This window comes from Candidatus Viadribacter manganicus, from assembly GCF_001679665.1.
Taxonomy (GTDB): Bacteria; Pseudomonadota; Alphaproteobacteria; order Caulobacterales; family Aquidulcibacteraceae; genus Vitreimonas; species Vitreimonas manganica.
Genome location: NZ_CP013244.1, coordinates 1635961 through 1654349 on the forward strand (window position 1 = coordinate 1635961; position 18389 = coordinate 1654349).

An 18389-nucleotide genomic window follows, 5' to 3' on the forward strand; every position below is an offset into this window, starting at 1 on the left:
TCCCCGCCGATTACGCGCGAGGAAAGAGCACACAAGTTCAGGCGGTTCTTGGACGAGTGAATTTGCCGCAAATTGGCGGCGCCGTCGGACGGGGACAAGCTGTCCGACGGCGCCTGCAGGCCTCGCAGCAGGCTGGGTGGGGGACGCACGCGGAGGCCTGGTTCTACAGACGCGCCGTTTCGCTTGATGAAGCCCCCCATGAGCCCACGTGTGCGATTCGAAACGTCAAAAACTGACGTGAGCGCGCCAAGATCAGGAGCGAACTAGAGTTTGCGTTTTGCAAAACGCCCCTAGCCCCGGCGACGTTCTTCACACCAGCGATACATGTTCGTCTACGATTCGCAACATCATTTTGGTCCGGACTCGGACTTACTCACCCGCTTCGTTTCGGGTGTGGGTTTGCCATCGGCGGAGAGCAGAATCGCGATCCAGCGCGTCGACGGAAATTGCGCCAATACAATCATGATCATGACCGTCATCGGCGCAGCGAGAAACGCGCCGACAATGCCCCACACGAGGCCCCAAATCGCGAGCGCCAGCAGAACGACGACTGCAGAAAGGTTGAGCGACTCGCCGGTCATGCGCGGCTGCACGAAGTTTCCGATGACAAATTGCCAAAGCCCGACGCCGGCAAAAATCGCGAAGACAGGCGGCAATGTTGGAAATTGCACAAGCGCAACGGCTGTCGTGAGCGCAACCGCGGCGATCGATCCGATCGTGGGAATGTAGTTGAGAAAGAAGATCAGGAACGACCAGAACAGAGCGTTCTCGAGACCGATAATCCGCAGCGTAATGTAGGTAAGCGCGGTGATGACGAGGCTCATGACCGTCTGCACCCACAGATAGCGCTCCATGGACTCTCGAATGCGCGCAAGCACCTCACGCGCTGCTTCGCGCTGGCCTTTGCCGCGGAAGATGAAATCCAACTTATCCTTCATCGCCGCCGAGGCCGGGAACAAGAAAGCCAAATAGATCAAGGTGAAAGTGGCTGCAGAGGCGAAGTTTTGCAGACTGCCGCCGATCTCGACAGCCAGCCGGTTGTTGGGGTTGGCTTGCGCAACGAGATCGCGAACGGTTGACGGAATACCAGGCGCCCCAAGCGCTCGGTGAGCCTGGCTGATCACTTGATTGAGCCGAAACTCGTAGCGGTTCAGGTCGCTCAGGATGTTCGCGAGATTGTCGATCACGACAAACCCGATCAACGCAAACAAACTCAGCACCAAGATGAGCGCAATCGGGAGCGCCAGCCAACGCGGCGTGAACGGAAGGCGCATATCGAGGGTTGTGGTCAAGCCATCAATGGCGAGCCAAAGAATGAGCGCCATTGCGAATTGCGTCAGCGGTTCGCGCAGGAAATAAAGCCCCGCCGCAATGACGCCGGTGGCGACAATCCAAAGCGCCCCGCGTTGCGAAATTTCCAGACTGGCCATGCGCCCTCTTGCTTTGCATGCGCCTGCGGCGCAAGGCCCGGCTTGGCCGGAAAGGCCCGTTGCGCCAAGCTATTGGCGAAGCAGGAGTCGCAAGAATGGCGGAAAGTATCGAGATCGGCCTGGCGCCAGAAGGTGTCCAAAGCCTGGCGCTGAAGCGCGCCAACCGCCACGGGCTGATCGCGGGCGCGACGGGAACCGGCAAGACCGTAACGCTGCAGGTTCTGGCTGAAGCGTTTGCGCGCGAAGGCGTCAACGTGTTCGCCGCCGACATCAAAGGCGACCTTTCCGGGTGCGCTGCGGTGAGCGATCCGCCGCCAGCATGGGCAAGCGCACGCGCCACCGAAATCAACATGCCGCTGACACCGGAAGCACAGCCAGTCGTGTTCTGGGACGTGTATGGCGAACTGGGTCATCCGGTGCGGACCACCGTGACTGAGATGGGTCCGGTTCTCATGGGTCGCGTTTTGGAAGCGACGGACGCTCAAGAAGGCGCGCTAACGATCGCGTTCCGCCTCGCCGACGATTGGCTCAACGAAGGCAAGAACGAAGGGCTGCTACTCGATCTCAACGATCTGCGCGCGCTGCTGACGTATCTTTCAGAGAACTCCGAGGATATCGGCAAGAAATACGGCCTGGTGACGCCGCAATCGATCGCGGCGCTGCAACGCAAAGTGCTCCAGCTCGAGATGGACGGCGCGGACCGGTTCTTTGGTGAGCCGGCGTTCAAGCTTGAGGAACTCACCCGTGTGCGCCCGGACGGCAAAGGCACGATTAATGTGCTGGCTTCAGAGCGCCTCGTTCAAAGCCCGCGCCTTTATTCGGCGTTCCTGCTTTGGCTGATGAGCGAGCTTTGGGAAGAGCTTCCGGAAGTCGGCGACATGGACAAGCCAAAGCTCGTCTTCTTCTTCGATGAGGCACACCTCCTCTTCCGCGATGCATCCAAGGATCTGATCAACAAAGTCGAACAGGTGGTTCGCTTGATCCGTTCGAAGGGTGTCGGGGTCTATTTCGTGACGCAGTCGCCATCCGATATTCCAGAAACCGTGCTTGCACAGCTCGGCAACCGCTTTCAACACGCACTCCGCGCCTACACGCCAACGGATCAAAAGGCGGTGCGCGCTGCGGCGCAGTCCTTCCGCGCCAATGCGAACGTCGACGTGGCAAAGGAAATTCAGGAGCTGAATGTTGGCGAGGCGCTGGTCTCGACGCTCGACGTCAAAGGCGCGCCAACGCCGGTTGCGCGCACCAAGGTGCGCCCGCCGAATAGCCAAGTCGGCCCGATTTTGCCGGCGCAACGCGAAGCTTTGATGAAAGCGAACACAGCAGGCCGTGCTTACGAGAAGTCAGTCGACCGGGTCAGCGCGCACGAAATCCTGAGCAAACGCGCCGCGCAGCTTGCCGAAGCAGAAGCGCGTGAGGAAGAACGCGAGGCACGGGAAAAAGAAGCTACGAAGGCAAGCCGCTCTCGTTCCGGCAGCGGCGGAGCAACCCGTTCGCGCTCAACACGCAGCAGCTCACGCACAACGCCGCTCGAACGCCAAAGCGGCCGCGTCGCCAGCGGCGTGTTCAACACGATCGTACGCGAAGTGATGCGCGGCATCCTTGGCACGCCTTCGCGGCGGCGGCGTTAGTCCACGATCCCGCTCTTCCACTCCGCATCGCGGCGCGGAAGAGCGAGATAAGCTTCGCTGCGCATTTCGATGAGGCGTGAGGCCGTGCGCTCGAACTCAAAGCTCTGATCACCAGCGGGATAGAGATCCTGGGGCTGTGCATCGGCTGAGGCAATGAGCTTGACCTTCGCTTCATAGAGCGCGTCGATCAGTGTGCGAAAGCGCGCGGCCTCTTCGCGCATTGAAGGCGTAAGGCGCGGTATGTTTTCGAGAAGAACGGTGTGGAATCGCTCCGCGATTTCGAGATAGTCCGCCGCCCCGAGCGCGCGCGCACAAAGCTCGGTAAAACCGAAGCGTGCGACGCCGGCGGCTTGACGTTCAACACGGAGTTCCCGCCCGCCAACATCAAGCGTTACTTGGTGTGGCGCGGCGCCCGCGGTCAGGCGCTTCCAGGCGCGGTCCATCGATTCATCTGCGGCCGGACCGAGTGGCGAGTAAAACACCGGCGCTGACATGAGTTGCCGGAGGCGAAAGTCCTGCGGGCCGGCAATCTGCAAAATGTCGAGCCGGCGCTTCAGAATGTCAATGAATGGCAAGAAGAGCTGGCGGTTGATGCCGTTCTTGTAGAGATCGTCCGGGGTGCGGTTGGAGGTGGCGACGATGACGACCTCCTCTTCGAACAAGCGCTCGAACAAACGCCCGAGGATCATGGCGTCGGCAATGTCGCTGACTTGAATTTCGTCGAAACAGAGAAGCCGCGCTTCGGCAGCGATAGCTTTGGCCGCATCGGCGATCAGACGATCTTGTCCAGCTCCGCGTTCACGCGCGTCACGCAGGAAGGCGTGCTGCTGGAGCATGAATTCGTGAAAGTGGACGCGGCGCTTCTTTTTTACCGGTGCGCTGTCGAAGAAAAGATCGAGCAGCATCGACTTGCCGCGACCGACAGGCCCCCAGATGTAAATTCCCCGCGGCGCCTTGCTCTTGAATGGCCACCCGCCCGGCGACCAGCTCGTCAGCGCCTTCGCGAGCGCCTCAAGACGCTCCGCGGCCTGCGCCTGGTCGGCGTCAGGCGCGAGTTCGCCTTCGGCCAGGCGCCGGCGGTACGCGGCCAGAAGCGAAGTCATTACATCTCCAGAGGAATCGCGCCGCAAAAAAGCCTGCTGGACGGGGTGAAGGCAAGCCCATAACGCGCCTGCGAACGCCTTTAGCGAACTCCCCGAGGGTATGCTTCCATGGTACACGCTTCCGACTCGCGAGACATTTGAGACCATGACGGACGCCGTCGCTACGCACCAACAGAGCCAACCGCTTACGCGGCCTAAGCATATCGTTGACGTGCTCATCGAAGAGCGCGCGCCGAAGCTTTCAACTGGCGCTGCATGGCCGTTGCTGCGCCCCCTGCTCTACACGGCGCTCAACTACGACAAGGCCGTGCGCATGGCCGACATGATCGCGCCGATGAGCGGCCGCGATGCGCTTGAGGCGATCTCGAACCTGCTTTCGGTCAAGCTCGACATTACCGGCCTCGACCGCCTGCCAGCGGACGGCGCCTTCATCATTCTCGGCAATCACCCGACCGGCATTACCGATGGGATCGCGCTTTACGATGCAGTGAAGCACAAGCGGCCTGATGTTCTATTCTATGCCAACTCGGACGCCGAGCGGGTCTGCTCACGTTTCAACGAAACGCTGATCCCGGTTGAATGGGTGCAGGCTAAGCGCACACGCGAACGCACACGCGTAACGTTGAAGATGACGGACGAGGCGTTCGAAGCGAACCGGCCGCTTGGCATTTTCCCGGCGGGACGTCTTGCACGGATGCGCGATGGCATGCTGCTCGATCCCGAATGGATGCCGACAGCCGCTTCGCTCGCACGCAAGTATGAATTGCCCATCCTACCCGTTCACATGAGCGGGCCCTATTCGTTTTGGTTTCATACGTTCTCGAAAGTGTCGGCCGAGCTGCGCGACATCACGCTGTTTCACGAACTGCTCAACAAGCAGGGCAAAACCTACAAGCTCACGTTCGGTCCACTGATCCCGAGCGCCCAAGTGGGCAGCGACAGCACGCGGGATATCCGAAAGCTCAAATACTATATCGAACGCGTGCTTCCGCATGCGCCAGACACGCCGTTCGATCCAAACGGCCCTGAGTGCGACTGGCGCGATCCGCCCAAACCGCAACCCTAAAATCTCTCGATTGTGAAAATATCTCCATAGACGGAGCACCCGACGCGGCGCAGAATGCTTCGTACGAGGGGCCGGTTTGGGAGAAGAGGACTTCCATGCGCGCCCATATTTTGGCGTTTGCGACCTGGACTGCGGCTGCTGCCAGCGCCTTCGCGATCCCATACATTCCACCGCCACAACCAGTTTATGACGCGCCGATCGATCGCGCGCTCGCCAACGTGCAAACGATGGAAGGCCTTGAGCCTACGCAGCGCGAACTTCTGCTTGGGCGTCTCAATTTGCTCGCCTACGCGCGCAACGATGGTGCGTTTACGTATGTGACAGAGGGCGACGCCTTTAACGAAGCAGGAAGCACGCTCTGCACCGAGATCCAAAGTCGCGGCTATCCGCCCCAAGAAGGCCTGCCCACCTTTGGGCCAAATGATCGCTGCGCCGCACTGAACTTTGCGCTCGGCCCGCGTGTGGAAACGCCAAACGCAGCGCCACCTGCTCCAAGCGCATCTGCGCTGGCTCGCTTGGAGGCTGCGCGCGCCCATTATTCAAATGCGTTGCGCACCGAACCGGCCAATTTGCGCGCCCGCCTCGGCTACGCATACGTCCTCGACCGGTTGGAGCGCACAGGCCAAGCGCGCACGCAGCTGCGCAACATCATCAAACGAGGCCTGCCGCGGCTCTCCAGCCCGCAATCGGATTGGGAAGATCATGCGGTTCTCACCGAAACCGCGGCGCATCTCAGCCACCTTGCGACCTCACGCGGCGATCGCGCGCGATTGGAGCGATTGCGTCAACGTCTCGATGCGAGCCAGCCCATCATCTATGTGACGCCAATTGTTGTGCCGATGCGCGACCGGCCGTTTTCACAGCTCGTCGACGAAGGCTCGTCCGTTGTCTTCGATTTCGCCGGAACTGGAGATCGCCGCGCGCAAGGCTGGTTGACGCCGGACGCGGCGTGGCTGGTCTGGGATCCGGAATGGCGCGGCGAAATACGTTCGGGCTTCGACCTTGTCGGTCAGCGCACGTGGAGCGTGTTCTGGAGCGACGGTTTCGAAGCGCTGCGCGCCCTCGATGACAATCGCGATGGCGAACTCACCGGCGGCGAGCTTGGCGGCCTTGCGCTGTGGCGCGACGAAAACCGCAACGGTGTCAGCGATCCAGGCGAAGTAATCCCCGCCAATGTGCACGGCATCGCCTCACTCGCGGTACGGGGCGATGTCACACGGCCCGGGCTCATCACAGCGCCGAACGGCGTGCGCTTCGATGACGGCCGCACGCGCCCGCTCTATGATTGGACACCAGGCCTTGGCCGCACGCCAGTGAGCTAGCCGGCGGTAACACCGCTGTGACTTGCAGCAACTCTAAGCGCACCACAGCTGAAGACAGCGCGGGCGCGGGCCTGCTTATCCGAGGGATTTTCATGTTTCATAACCGTCGCTCATTCGCCGCCGCATTCATCGGTGCGGCGCTCGCCTTCTTGGCTACACCGACATTGGCGCAGACGCAGGACATCGCCCAGGCGGCGGCGGGCACTTACACGCTGGACATCAACCACACGGCAGTCGTTGCGCGGGTTCCACACGCAGGCTTCTCATATGAAATCTTTCGCTTCACGCCGACCGCGGGCGAGTTGATTTGGGACCCGGCGTCACCGGCATCCAACCGCGTGAACGTCACGGTCAGCACCGCTTCAATCCAGACGCCGGTGGAAGGATTTGCGGAAGAGCTGCAGGAGCAACGCTTCCTCAACGCCCAGCAATTCCCGACTGCGACGTTCGTATCGACCGCATTCCGTCAGACTGATGCAACGCATGGTCAGGTCGAAGGCGATCTCACACTGAAGGGTGTCACCAAGCGCGTCACGTTCGATGTCGAGCTGATTGGCGCAGGACGCGGCATGCGCGGCGGACATGTCATCGGCTTTCACGCCACGACCACGGTTAACAACGCCGACTACAGCTTCCCTGGCTTTATCAGCGGCCAAACCCAAATCGTAATCGACGCGGAATTCCAGAAGCGCTGAGCTTAGCGATCACTTACGCCAACTGCGGCGCCGGCGGAGAGCACTTCGTCGGCGCCGCTTGCGTTTTGAACTAAGCTGTTGGCGCGCGCAAATTCACCAATCATGACCGCAGACGGCTTGATCGCACGCGCCATGGTGCGGCGATCAACGCCGACGAGACCGAATGTCGGCGCGTAACCGCTCATCCATTCGAAATTGTCGAGCAAGGTCCAATAGACGTAACCACGGATGTCGACACCGTCGGCCATTGCGACGCTGACGCTTTCAAGCGCGCTGCGAATAAAGGCGCGGCGGCGGCTATCGTCCTGCGTAGCGATGCCGCTTTCGGTGACAATGATCGGCGTGCCCGTCGCCGCCCAAGCATCGCGGCACGCAGCGCCGAGCGCCTGCGGACGATACTCGTAGCCCATCTGCGTAAGTTCGACCTCGGGCGGAGGACGGCGCGTAGCTTTGCCATCGGCGCCGAAACGCATGCGCGTGTAGGTTTGAACGCCCAAGAAATCGTCACGCTTCGCTGACTCGTAATACGGCGCATAGACACGCCGCTTGTAGGCTGCGACCGCCGCCTCACCGCCGGGCTCGGCTTCACATTCCTGAATGGACATCGTCATGCCGACCGGCACGTGCGGCGCGGCCGCCTTGACAGCGTCACGCGCCAATTCGTGGGCGCGGATGGCGCGCGCTGTGTAGCCTTCGACGCCCGAGAACAGAAAGAACGACTCGATCACGGCGCCAAGCGCGCCCTCGCCTGCGGCGACGCGATCCGGATACTTCGCTTTCACCCTCGCCATCAGCTCAAAGAGCGAGTCCGGAAGGTTGATTTCGTTGATCGTGCACGCATAGGCGAGCTGATCGCCAAATGCGCCTGCCGTCACTTCGCAATAACGGGCGAAGCGGTCCGGGAAGCGTTCGTCCAACCAACCGCCATCGCGCGCGACCCAACGCGGATTTGTGAAGTGATGGAAGGTGGCGACGGGCTGGATATTACGCGACCAGCAGGCGTCGATGACGCGCTTATAGTGATCGAGCGCCACTTGCGAAAACGCGCCCTCTTCCGGCTCAACGCGCGCCCATTCGATGGAAAATCGATAGGCGTTGAGCCCAAGCCCGGCGAGAATCGCTAAATCGTCGCCATAGCGGGCGGCGTGATCGCAGGCGTCGGCGGAAGGTTCGATGAAGAAGCTTGGTTTGGCGTATTCAAGCGCCCAGCAATCGCTGTTGCTGTTTCCGCCTTCAACCTGATGTGCGGCCGTCGCCGCGCCCCAGACGAAGCCGGAGGGAAACATCATAGCTTACGCTCGACCATCGCTTTCTTGATCTCAGCGATAGCTTTGGCCGGGTTCAACCCTTTCGGGCAGACCTGCGCGCAGTTCATGATCGTGTGGCAGCGATAGAGCTTGAACGGATCTTCGAGCGCATCGAGACGCTCACCTTGCATCTCATCGCGGCTGTCATTGATCCAGCGATAGGCTTGCAGCAGCGCCGCCGGTCCCATGAAGCGCTCGCTGTTCCACCAATAGGACGGGCACGATGTCGAGCAGCAGGCGCAGAGGATGCACTCATAAAGACCATCGAGCTTTGCGCGCTCTTCCGGGCTTTGTCGCCACTCACCATCCGGCTCGGGGGTGACGGTTTGCAGGTATGGTTGGATCGCGGCGTATTGCGCGGTGAAGTTCGTCAGATCCGGCACCAGATCTTTCAACACCGGCTGATGCGGCAGCGGCGAAATCGTAATCGCGCCGGCCGGCAACTCATCGATGCCCTTGGTGCACGCGAGCGTGTTGCGGCCGCCAATGTTCATGGCGCACGAACCGCAGACGCCTTCGCGGCACGAGCGGCGGAAGGTCAGGGTCGAGTCGATGTCGTTCTTGATCGCGATGAGAGCGTCCAGAACCATCGGACCGCAGGTCGTAAGGTCGACTTCGTAGATGTCCCAGGCGGGGTTCTCGCCGGTTTCTGGATCGTACCGGTAGACTTTGAACTCACGAACTTTCTTGGCGCCGGCGCGCGCCTTATGGCGCTTTCCGCGTTTGACCTTGGAGTTCTTGGGTAGCGTGAGTTCAACCATGGCCCGCATACCTGACGAGCGCCGGAGCGCCCGTCAAGCACGCGAATTGTCTTAGGTTTGTCCGTTGGACGCTGGGGTCGTACCGCGGCCGTACCAGTCGATCTGGCGGGTCGCGATCATGGTCGCCGCGATCACCACAAAGGCTACGATTGAGCCTGCCAGCATGGCGAAGTCCTCAAGCGTCATGAGCACGTACATGGCGCCGTAAAGGACGGCCAAACCGGCCAGGGCCCGCGCCCCAATGGCGCCCGAGCGGAAGGACGCCCCGGCATAGTAGCCGAGCAGCGATACCGTTGCCGCCGCTGCAATCACAAAGGCGGTCGTAAAGCCGATGATCTCGGTCAGCGAAAGCAGGAGCAGATAGAAAACGCACTGCGCCAGGCCGACCAGAATGTACTGAGCCGGGTGGGCCTTACGGCCGCTGACGGCCTCAAAAATCAGCGTGGCCAGGAAGACGATGCCGATGAACATGATGCCGTAGGCCACGGCGCGCGCGACGCCCCTGTAGACATCGTCCGATGACACGAAGCTCACCGCCATGTCGCGCCCGGTGATGAGACCGAGGTTGAAGGAGGAAAGATCGGCCGCCTTCTCGGCTCCGCGCGCAACCAACGGGACGCGCCACGCGATCTCGAACCCCGCGTCCGTCGTCTGCAACGGGTCGGGAGACTGGAAATAGCCCTCGGCACGAACATCGCGGCGGTCGCCGCGAATGGTGACGGCGGTGTCCTGCGCAAACGCCGCGACCGAAAAGCGCTCCGCACCAGAAAGCTCCAGCCGCGTTTCGACGGTGAAGTTCTGCGGCGCGCCTGTGAGATGCGCGGGCGCGGCGAAGGCCTGCAAAGTCGTTGGCAGCGGCGCGGACGGCGCCGAGAAAAGGCCCGGGCGCGAGTAGTTTTCAACGCCACCAGCAGGCACGAGGCTCAGATCTGAGATCGGCTCCATGGTCTCCGTCGAGCCATCGGCGAAGCGCAACTCGGCGGCGTTTCGAATGGCGCGGCTGTCGCTGACGAACATGACGACACGCGCTTGCGACCAATCAAATCGATAGGATTCATCGATGCCGGTGAGCGCATCGGCCGGCGTGAACGCCGCGTCAAAATCGGTGGCGGCGGAATAGATCGCAGCGCGATAGATGCCGCGCCGACGGCTCTGCACCGTCAAAGTGGTGTCAGCGGCCCCGGTTTCGGCGAACACGACGTAAGTGCCGCGATCAAGGCGGCGCTGGGTGCGGCCCTGATCATCGGTGACTTCTACACTGCGCGTGTATGGGACGATCAGCATCGGACCGCCAAGCACTTGCGATCCTCCAGCGGCTGCTCCGAGTTCGGCGGTGACCTGGCGCGCCCTGTTCTCGCGTTCGGACACAAGTCCGCCAACGACGAGCAACGGCACGCCCATCACCAGCACCAGCAAACAGATAAGCAAAAGCTTCAGGCCCAATGATCCACGCGGGATCAGGCCCGATATCGGATTGGTCGCCACGGAAGTCCCTCCCTGCGCGCCCGGCTCAACATGGCGCGCGTGTAACCATCTTCGCTGCGATCAGGGCGATATATCGACTGAGACAGCGCTTTCTGGCGGCGCCCACTCCTCAATCTGCGGGGGTGGCGGCTCCGAAGTCAGGGCAATTACAAACGCAGCGCCCCCGGCCAGTGCGCAAGCGAAAGAAAACAGACGCGCGGTCCAATCGTACTTATTGGCTAGGACGTCTGCGTCGCCGCCGCGCGTTACATCGGCTTGCCGGCGCCAATCGATCAGCAAATATCCAATCACGAAGATTGCTGGGGGTGCAAAACCCCACGGCGCGACATCGATCATCCAGGGACGCAGAAACAAGCCGAGTGAGCCGAGCACCAATCCCGCCAGGACCGCAAAGCTCGCCAACGCCTGACCGCGATCGCCAAGCGACTTACGGAGACGGCGGCGCCGGTTGCCAAGTTCATCGAACAGACTTGTGAAGAATCCAGCCATTCCCAGCGGGATAGCCCAGTGCGGCGGTTTCCGCAAAGCCGCCAGGCGGCTCGATTTTGCCCCATGACAGCACTAAGTTTGCTGGCGAAGGGGTTACGCGATGAAGCTCAATTGGAAATGGATCGGGATCGGTGTCGGCGGATTTATCGCCATTATCGTGCTCGCGATCGTTCTTTTCATCGCATTCTTCCCAAAGGAATTAGCGGCGCGCGAAGCCGAACAGCGGATCGAAGAGGCAACAGGGCGCGATTTGGTTCTTGGTAACAATATCGAGATTTCGTTTTGGCCAGCGCTTGGCTTCTCGGTCGACAACGCCGTGCTCTCCAACCCTGCCGAATTTGATACCCCCGCCCGCCGTGGCGGCGTCGACGCGGCCGAAGCGCCGTTCATCTCGGCCGACCGTATCGTCTTCGCGGTGAAAGTGATGCCGCTGCTGCGCGGCGCGATCGAAGTCAAAGAGCTGATCTTCGAAGGTGCCGAAGTGAACATGGTCGCGCGCGAAGACGGCGCCAACAACTGGACCTTCCCCACTGAAGAAACCGCGGAAGTTCAAACCACGCTAGAAGATCTCCGCCTCGACGATGTGCGGCTGACCGATGGCACCATCACATTTCAAGGTGCGGAAGGTGATCCGCTACTCATCCTCGGCGATGTCGATGCAAGTCTGGCGCTAGAATCGCTCGACACCCCAGCGCAATTGCAGGCGGCGCTCGACTATCGCGGCGAACGCATGAACGTTGACGCCGAAATTGGTATGCCCCGCGCAGTATTGGAGAAGGGGCGAACGCCAATCACTGCGCGCGTCAACGCAGCGCCACTCGAAGCTTCGTTCAACGGCACTTTCAATAGCGAGAATGGAGCTTTGCAGGGCGCGCTCGAAGCCAGCGGCAATAGCGTACGACAGCTGCTAGCCTGGATGGGATCGCCCATGCCGGATGGCGGCGGCTTCCGCAATTATAGTTTGAATGCGCAAATAGCGCAGGAAGGTCAGACAACAGCGCTTACCGATGCGACGATCCGTTTGGACAACATCAACGCCAACGGCAATCTCACGCTCGTTACACAAGAGAGTGGCCGTTTGCAGGTGACTGGCGCACTGACGGCGCCTGCTGTTGATCTCAACACCTATCTACCCGCGCCCGCACAGCAAGGCGCGAATGGCGTCGAAGTCGATACAGCGTGGAGCAATGATCCGCTCGATCTCACGGGCCTACGCGCGCTCGATGCCGACCTGAACCTTGGGCTGGGTTCGTTGCAATTCCAGCGCATGACATTCACCAACGTCGCGCTCGGGCTTCGTGTGGCGAACGGCGCGGCGGACGCGCGGTTGACGCGGATTTCGCTTTATGACGGCGGCGGCACGGCGCGGCTAATCGCCGATGGTTCTGGCTCGGTGCCACGCATCGCCGTTGAGCTCAACGCGCAAAATGTCCAGGCGGAAACGCTATTGCGTGACGCGATTGGCTTCGATCGCATCGCCGGGCGCGGGCGCCTCACCGCATCTTTGGTAGGACAAGGCGCGTCGCAAGCTGCGATCATGCGTAGCTTGCGCGGCAACGCGTCATTCAACTTCAACGACGGCGAGCTGAAGGGGGTCAACCTCGCCCAAGTCGCGCGCACCGTGCAGGCTGCACTTTCAGGCCAAGCCGTAGGCGCTGCGGCGTCGACGGATTTTGCAGAGCTTTCCGCCACCTTCGCGGTCGCGGACGGCGTAATGGCGACGGACAACCTTCGCCTGCTCAATCCGTTCGTGCGTCTTGATGGGCAAGGCCTCGTGAATGTCGGCAGCCAGACCATCGACATGCGCATTGCACCGCGCGCGGTGAACAACGCGCAAGGCCAAGGCGGCGATGCGAGCTTGGCGGGCTATGGCATTCCATTTCGGGTGTCGGGCCCATGGTCACGCGTGAGCTTCGCGCCCGCGGTAGAAGAGATCGTTCAAAATCAACTGCGCGATATCCTGAGCCGTCAGGAAGAAGGCAGCGCCCTCTCTCGTATTGGAGAAGCGTTGTTCGGCCGGCAGCCGCCAGCCACAACAACGACGCCGACCGATGCTGAAACGCCTGCGACGCCGCCCGCTTCAGGTGAGACTGCGACAGAGCAACCAGCCCAACCGGCGGAGCAACCCCGCCCACGCAATCTGCTTGAGGACTTGCTGAGGGACGCGATGCGCGGATCGCAGAAGCAGGAAGACGCCCATGCTCCCACGCCCGCACCGACGCCGTAACGCTATTTCTTCTGACGCTCGGTCCAGAAGACGGCGATCTTATTCCCATCGAGATCGCGGAAGTACGCGAAGTCACCGAACGCACCACGCGCGCCCGGCTTACCTTCGCATGTGGCCCCAAGCGACAGCGCCTTTTCGTAAATGCGCGCCACGTCCGATTGCTCATCGACGTTGATCGCAAGCATGGTGCCATTGCCCGCGTGCGAAGCTTCCCCGTTATAGGGGCGCGTCACCATAATCATCGCGCCGCCACCGAGGCGGTACATCACGCCCTGCGGCGTTGGGAAAAGCTTCTTGCCGCCAAGCTCGGGGGTGAGCGCGTCGTAGAATGCGCACGCGCGATCGAAATCGCTGGTGCCGAGACAGACATAACCAATTTGAGCCATCGCGCATTTTCTCCCTGCCGCGAGCGCGGCTGTACTTCTGGACGCAATCTCTCGCGCCGCGCGCAGGCGGGCGTCAAGCATGCCGTAACGTCGTGAAGCTTACTCGCCTGGCTCCGTTGTCTCGTCTGCCGAAGGCGTTTCGGCAGGCGCTGCTTCGGGAGGTTCGGCCGCAACCGTCGGCGCAGTCTCAGGCGCGGGAAGACTTGCCAGCCATTGCACGCCTTCGCCCATGTTGGGATCGCTCGGCGTCCGCCCGACGGTGATTTGATCGCCGAGCCCTGACCAGATCGGCGCTGCATAAGGTTGAAACAGACGCACGGCCAAATCCTGGTCGCAGAGATTTCGTTCCACACAGATCTGCAAAGCATCAAAGAAATCGAGCGTCACCCAAAGGTCATGACCTTCAAGCGGCGCATCGCTGTTGGCCGCCTCCATGACGCGCTGCCGGCTTTGCAAGCGCTCGCTGCTGTTGAACATCTCAAGCAATGCGAAGGTTTGAACGACGCGCGCGTCTTCCATCTTCGCGACTTCTTCATTGTACGTTTGCAACGCCGTGTAACCGCCGACACCCGCCGCGGCGATGCTAACCCACGTCCCCAGCACACCCGACCATGCAGCCAGGTTCATACGCTCCGCCATGATTGAACTCCCCCTGTTCCTGGAGGGAACTTAGAAGCGTGTCAGCGCGGACTCAATCAAGATGGGCGTAGCGATCAATACGCTAGGCGTTGCTAGCGCCCCGCAACGTAAGCGACGACGGAGCCGGCTTCATCACATAGCCATTCGCGAAAGCGCGCGATCTTGCGGCTTCGCTCACGTAACGTGGGATAGACCAGCCAGAATGCGCGTCCATCGGCGGCGATGAAGTCATGCACCGGCACGAGACGGCCCGCCGCGATATCGTTGCCGAAAAGGATCGGCGAGCCAATAGTGACGCCCTGCCCGGCGATTGCGGCAGCCGCGTCGAGATGCTCGGCGTTCAGCCTCGTTCCGAAGCGATTGCCAAGATCTACGCTTGAGACCCCGATGCCCGCATACCAAGCGGCCCACCAATCCGGCCGCCCAAGCAACGTCACGTCCAAGGCTTTGGTCGGATCGACGATAGCGCGCGCGGCGCGCTTCAGCGCTGGGCTGCAGAGCGGCGTGAAGACACTGTCGAACAGTTTCACAGTCCGCAAACCAGGCCACTTGCCGTGACCATTGCGAATGGCAGCATCAAAATTGCCGGCATTGAGATCGCGCGCAGCCTCTGAAAGCTCGATGCTGACGCCATCGTTCGCTGCGCGAAAGGCGCCAAGGCGCGGCGTCAGCCAAGCCGTACCAAACGTAGGCAATGCCGTGACTCTGAGATTTGCTTCGTCGGCCTCATGCGCGCGAACGAACGTTGCGCCTAAAGATGCAAACGGCGCAGTTCGGGTGTGAGGCTAAGTCCTCTTTATGGTCGACCTTCCGCCTCTCGCCTCGATCAGGGCCTTTGAAGCCGCGGCGCGCCTGGCGGCGCCACAGTGGATGAACTCTACTTTACGACGCGCCACAGCTCAGGACTGACGTTGAGATTGTTCGATCCCGAAGCGCGGCAATGGTCGATCTATTTCATCAGCAGCGTCGACGGACGGCTTGATCCGATCCCTGTGGTCGGAGGCTTCCAAGGCAATCGCGGCGAGTTCTACGCGCAGGACCGAGTGGGCGATCGCCCGGTGAAGGTCCGTTATCTGTGGACGATCCAAGACGAGAACCATGCACGCTGGGAGCAAGCGTTCTCGTACGACGATGCGACATGGGAGACGACTGGACTGCGGATTTCACACGCGGAGATGCGGCCACGCTATGTGAACGCGGCCAACCCCGGCGTTAGTACACGCGCTTCTTCGGCGGGATGTACTCGACTTCGTTGGTCATCGTGTTGGTGTGCACCGGGCGATAGTCGATCGTGGCTTTACCGGTCTTCATGTCTAGCCAGGCGAGCGTGTGCTTCATCCAGTGCTCGTCATCACGATCCGGGAAGTCCTCACGGGCGTGAGCGCCGCGCGACTCAGTACGGTTCAACCCGCCGACTACGGTGACGACGGCCTGACCAAGCAGGTTATCGAATTCGAGCGTTTCGACGAGATCGGTGTTCCAGATCATCGAACGATCAGTGACCTTCACGTCCGGCGCCTCGGCCCAGACCTTCTCCATTCGCTGCACGCCTTCTTCCATGACCGGTCCGGTACGATAGACGGCGCAGGTTTCCTGCATCGTGCGCTGCATCTTATCGCGCAGTTTCGCGGTCGGCGAGCCGCCATTGGCGTTACGGAATTTGTCGAAGCGCGCGAGATGCGCGTCACCGGCGTTGGCAGCGAGTGAAGGCTGCGAAGCGTTAGCTTTGAGCTTTTCAGCGCAGCGTTGGCCAACGGCGCGGCCAAACACGACAAGATCGATCAGAGAGTTCGAGCCCAAGCGATTGGCGCCGTGCACGGATACACATGCCGCTTCGCCAACGGCCATCAAGCCAGGCACGATTTCGTCCGGGTTACCGTTCTTCTTCGTCACGACTTCGCCGTGATAATTCGTCGGGATGCCGCCCATATTGTAGTGGACCGTTGGCAGCACCGGGATCGGTTCGCGCGTAACGTCGACGCCAGCGAACACTTTCGCGCTTTCCGAAATGCCCGGCAGACGCTGATGGAGCACTTTTGGATCGAGGTGATCCAAGTGCAGATTGATGTGATCCTTGTTAGGACCAACGCCGCGACCTTCGCGGATTTCAAGCGTCATAGCGCGCGAGACCATGTCGCGCGGCGCGAGGTCTTTCACGGTTGGCGCATAGCGCTCCATGAAGCGCTCGCCGTTTGAGTTGGTGAGATAACCGCCCTCTCCGCGCGCGCCTTCTGTGATAAGGCAACCGGCGGGGAAGATGCCAGTCGGGTGGAATTGGACGAATTCCATATCTTGCAGCGGCAGGCCGGCGCGCAGAACCATCGCACCGCCATCTCCGGTGCAGGTGTGCGCCGAGGTGCACGAGAGATAAGCACGGCCGTAACCGCCGGTCGCGAGCACAACGGTTTGCGCGCGGAAGCGGTGCAGCGTGCCGTCATCCAGCTTCCAAGCCGTCATGCCGCGGCAAACGCCCTCTTCATCCATGATGAGATCGAGCGCGAAGTATTCGATGAAGAAATCGACGCTGTGGCGCAGCGATTGGCCGTACATCGTGTGCAGCATGGCGTGACCGGTGCGGTCGGCCGCGGCGCAGGTGCGCTGGATCGGCGCTTCGCCGAAATTCTTGGTCATGCCGCCAAAGGCGCGCTGATATATCTTGCCTTCTTCGGTCCGCGAGAACGGCACACCCCAGTGCTCAAGCTCGTAAACGGCGGCAGGCGCGTTGCGGGTGAGATATTCGATCGCGTCTTGGTCGCCCAGCCAGTCCGACCCTTTCACGGTGTCGAACATGTGCCACTGCCACTTGTCTTCACCCATATTGCCGAGCGCGGCGGAGATGCCGCCTTGCGCTGCGACCGTATGTGAGCGTGTCGGAAAGACTTTCGTCACGCAGGCCGTTTTGAGACCGGCTTGCGCAGCGCCGAGCGCGGCGCGAAGTCCCGAGCCACCGGCGCCGACGACGACGACGTCAAAGGTGTGATCGATCCAAGTGTAAGCGGCCAACGGATCAGACTCCGAAATTCACGAGCAGGACGGCGAAGATCGCGCCGACCGCTAGGACAAGCGGGAAAGCGACGTTCAAGAACAGCAACAGCACCTTCGTGAACGGCTTCAAGATGTAATCAACGATGACTTCCTGCATGCCAAGCGACATGTGGTAGAGGCCGATAGCGATCAGCAAGATCACCGCGACCGCATTCACCGGATCCGACAGAAAGTCGATGGTGGCGAGATAGCTCGCGTCGCGAATGGAAAGTGCGGAGGAAACCACAAACCAAGGCGCCAGCAGAACAAGCGCAATCGAGGTGACGCGGTTGGCGATGAAGTGGCCGGTCCCTTCCCGGGATGCGCCATGACGGCGGACCCGGCCGAGGGGCGTGCGCATGCTGCGTACGGAATTGCTCATTTTCAGCCCCCGAACGTCACGAGCGCCCACAGACCGATCGGTGCGGCGACAGCAAAGAGAATAGCGAACCAGGCGCTGGCTTCAGCATCGGCGGGCGTAAGCCCTGCGCCGGTGTCGAACACCAAGTGACGAATGCCGTTGGCAAGGTGATAGGCGAGCGCAGCGACGATGAGATAGAGCGCCACCTGCCCGTACCACGCGGTGAGCACCATCTGAACGAACGCGTAAGCCTCGGGACCTGCCGCAGCGGCCATGACCCAAATCACCATGCCGACCGCCGCGCCATAAAGGCCAATGCCGGTGAAGCGATGGATGATCGATGAAGCCATCGTCGCGTGCCAGCGCCAAACGCTCAGGTGCGGGGCAATGGGGCGGTTTTCCGGACTGGGCGCGCCGGCCATCAGGGCCTCTTGTTCTTGATATGGGTACAGATTCCAGGCCG

The 18389-nt window shown here is 61.3% G+C and carries 16 protein-coding genes and 1 pseudogene; 5 read left to right on the top strand and 12 right to left on the bottom strand.

Annotated elements, in window-relative coordinates; all coding sequences use genetic code 11:
• Nucleotides 1-347: 347 nt before the first annotated feature.
• Entirely contained in the window at nt 348-1430 is a 1083-nt protein-coding gene (locus tag ATE48_RS08530) for an AI-2E family transporter (RefSeq protein ID WP_066770131.1), read from the bottom strand.
• A gap of 95 nt (nt 1431-1525) precedes the next feature.
• Here ATE48_RS08530 and ATE48_RS08535 point away from each other — a divergent pair, with 95 nt between their 5' ends.
• Nucleotides 1526-3061: a helicase HerA-like domain-containing protein gene (locus tag ATE48_RS08535; protein WP_066774737.1), complete on the top strand. Its 1536-nt coding sequence runs from the start codon at nt 1526-1528 to the stop codon at nt 3059-3061.
• Here the strand turns inward: ATE48_RS08535 and zapE are convergent.
• Nucleotides 3058-4164, bottom strand: coding sequence for a cell division protein ZapE (gene zapE / locus ATE48_RS08540; protein WP_066770135.1), 1107 nt, complete (start codon nt 4162-4164; stop codon nt 3058-3060). The genes ATE48_RS08535 and zapE overlap by 4 nt on opposite strands.
• Before the next feature lie 145 nt (nt 4165-4309).
• On the opposite strand from zapE, the gene ATE48_RS08545 reads away from it, so the two are divergent.
• From ATE48_RS08545 to ATE48_RS08555, 3 genes are all read left to right on the top strand, one after another.
• A complete protein-coding gene (locus ATE48_RS08545) occupies nt 4310-5230 on the top strand; it encodes a GNAT family N-acetyltransferase (protein ID WP_066774739.1) in 921 nt (306 codons plus the stop codon).
• Nucleotides 5231-5325: 95 nt separating this feature from the next.
• Nucleotides 5326-6552, top strand: a complete 1227-nt coding sequence (locus ATE48_RS08550) for a hypothetical protein (protein ID WP_066770138.1) — start codon at nt 5326-5328, stop codon at nt 6550-6552.
• A gap of 92 nt (nt 6553-6644) precedes the next feature.
• Nucleotides 6645-7247: a YceI family protein gene (locus ATE48_RS08555; protein ID WP_066770141.1), complete on the top strand. Its 603-nt coding sequence runs from the start codon at nt 6645-6647 to the stop codon at nt 7245-7247.
• 2 nt (nt 7248-7249) lie between these two features.
• Here the strand turns inward: ATE48_RS08555 and ATE48_RS08560 are convergent, their stop codons facing one another.
• From ATE48_RS08560 to ATE48_RS08575, 4 genes are read right to left on the bottom strand one after another with little or no spacing between them, the layout of a single operon-like run.
• Nucleotides 7250-8536: a glycoside hydrolase family 1 protein gene (locus tag ATE48_RS08560; protein WP_066770143.1), complete on the bottom strand. Its 1287-nt coding sequence runs from the start codon at nt 8534-8536 to the stop codon at nt 7250-7252.
• Nucleotides 8533-9315 (bottom strand): succinate dehydrogenase iron-sulfur subunit, encoded by a 783-nt coding sequence (locus ATE48_RS08565; RefSeq protein ID WP_066770150.1) that lies wholly within the window; start codon nt 9313-9315, stop codon nt 8533-8535. Before ATE48_RS08565 ends, ATE48_RS08560 begins: the two co-directional genes overlap by 4 nt.
• Nucleotides 9316-9366: 51 nt before the next feature.
• Nucleotides 9367-10800: a cell envelope integrity protein CreD gene (creD, locus tag ATE48_RS08570; RefSeq protein WP_066770153.1), complete on the bottom strand. Its 1434-nt coding sequence runs from the start codon at nt 10798-10800 to the stop codon at nt 9367-9369.
• A 60-nt stretch (nt 10801-10860) separates the two neighbouring features.
• Complete coding sequence (locus ATE48_RS08575; protein ID WP_066770155.1) at nt 10861-11289, bottom strand: hypothetical protein; 429 nt, start codon at nt 11287-11289, stop codon at nt 10861-10863.
• 100 nt (nt 11290-11389) lie between these two features.
• Between ATE48_RS08575 and ATE48_RS08580 the strand changes: the two genes are divergently transcribed.
• On the top strand, nt 11390-13516 hold the full coding sequence (locus ATE48_RS08580; RefSeq protein ID WP_066770156.1) for an AsmA family protein: 2127 nt from the start codon (nt 11390-11392) through the stop codon (nt 13514-13516).
• A 2-nt stretch (nt 13517-13518) separates the two neighbouring features.
• Here ATE48_RS08580 and ATE48_RS08585 read toward each other — a convergent pair whose 3' ends face one another.
• The 6 genes and pseudogenes from ATE48_RS08585 to sdhC all read right to left on the bottom strand — a co-directional run bounded on the left by ATE48_RS08585 (nt 13519) and on the right by sdhC (nt 18348).
• On the bottom strand, nt 13519-13902 hold the full coding sequence (locus ATE48_RS08585; protein ID WP_066770160.1) for a VOC family protein: 384 nt from the start codon (nt 13900-13902) through the stop codon (nt 13519-13521).
• A gap of 99 nt (nt 13903-14001) precedes the next feature.
• Nucleotides 14002-14541, bottom strand: coding sequence for a hypothetical protein (locus ATE48_RS08590; protein WP_156767687.1), 540 nt, complete (start codon nt 14539-14541; stop codon nt 14002-14004).
• Nucleotides 14542-14633: 92 nt separating this feature from the next.
• Nucleotides 14634-15248, bottom strand: a pseudogene (locus ATE48_RS08595) (LysR substrate-binding domain-containing protein); the annotation flags it as partial.
• 505 nt (nt 15249-15753) lie between these two features.
• A complete protein-coding gene (gene sdhA, locus ATE48_RS08605; RefSeq protein WP_066770169.1) occupies nt 15754-17544 on the bottom strand; it encodes a succinate dehydrogenase flavoprotein subunit in 1791 nt (596 codons plus the stop codon).
• 4 nt (nt 17545-17548) lie between these two features.
• Complete coding sequence (sdhD, locus tag ATE48_RS08610; RefSeq protein WP_066770175.1) at nt 17549-17947, bottom strand: succinate dehydrogenase, hydrophobic membrane anchor protein; 399 nt, start codon at nt 17945-17947, stop codon at nt 17549-17551.
• 2 nt (nt 17948-17949) lie between these two features.
• On the bottom strand, nt 17950-18348 hold the full coding sequence (gene sdhC, locus ATE48_RS08615; protein WP_066770177.1) for a succinate dehydrogenase, cytochrome b556 subunit: 399 nt from the start codon (nt 18346-18348) through the stop codon (nt 17950-17952).
• Nucleotides 18349-18389: the final 41 nt, after the last annotated feature.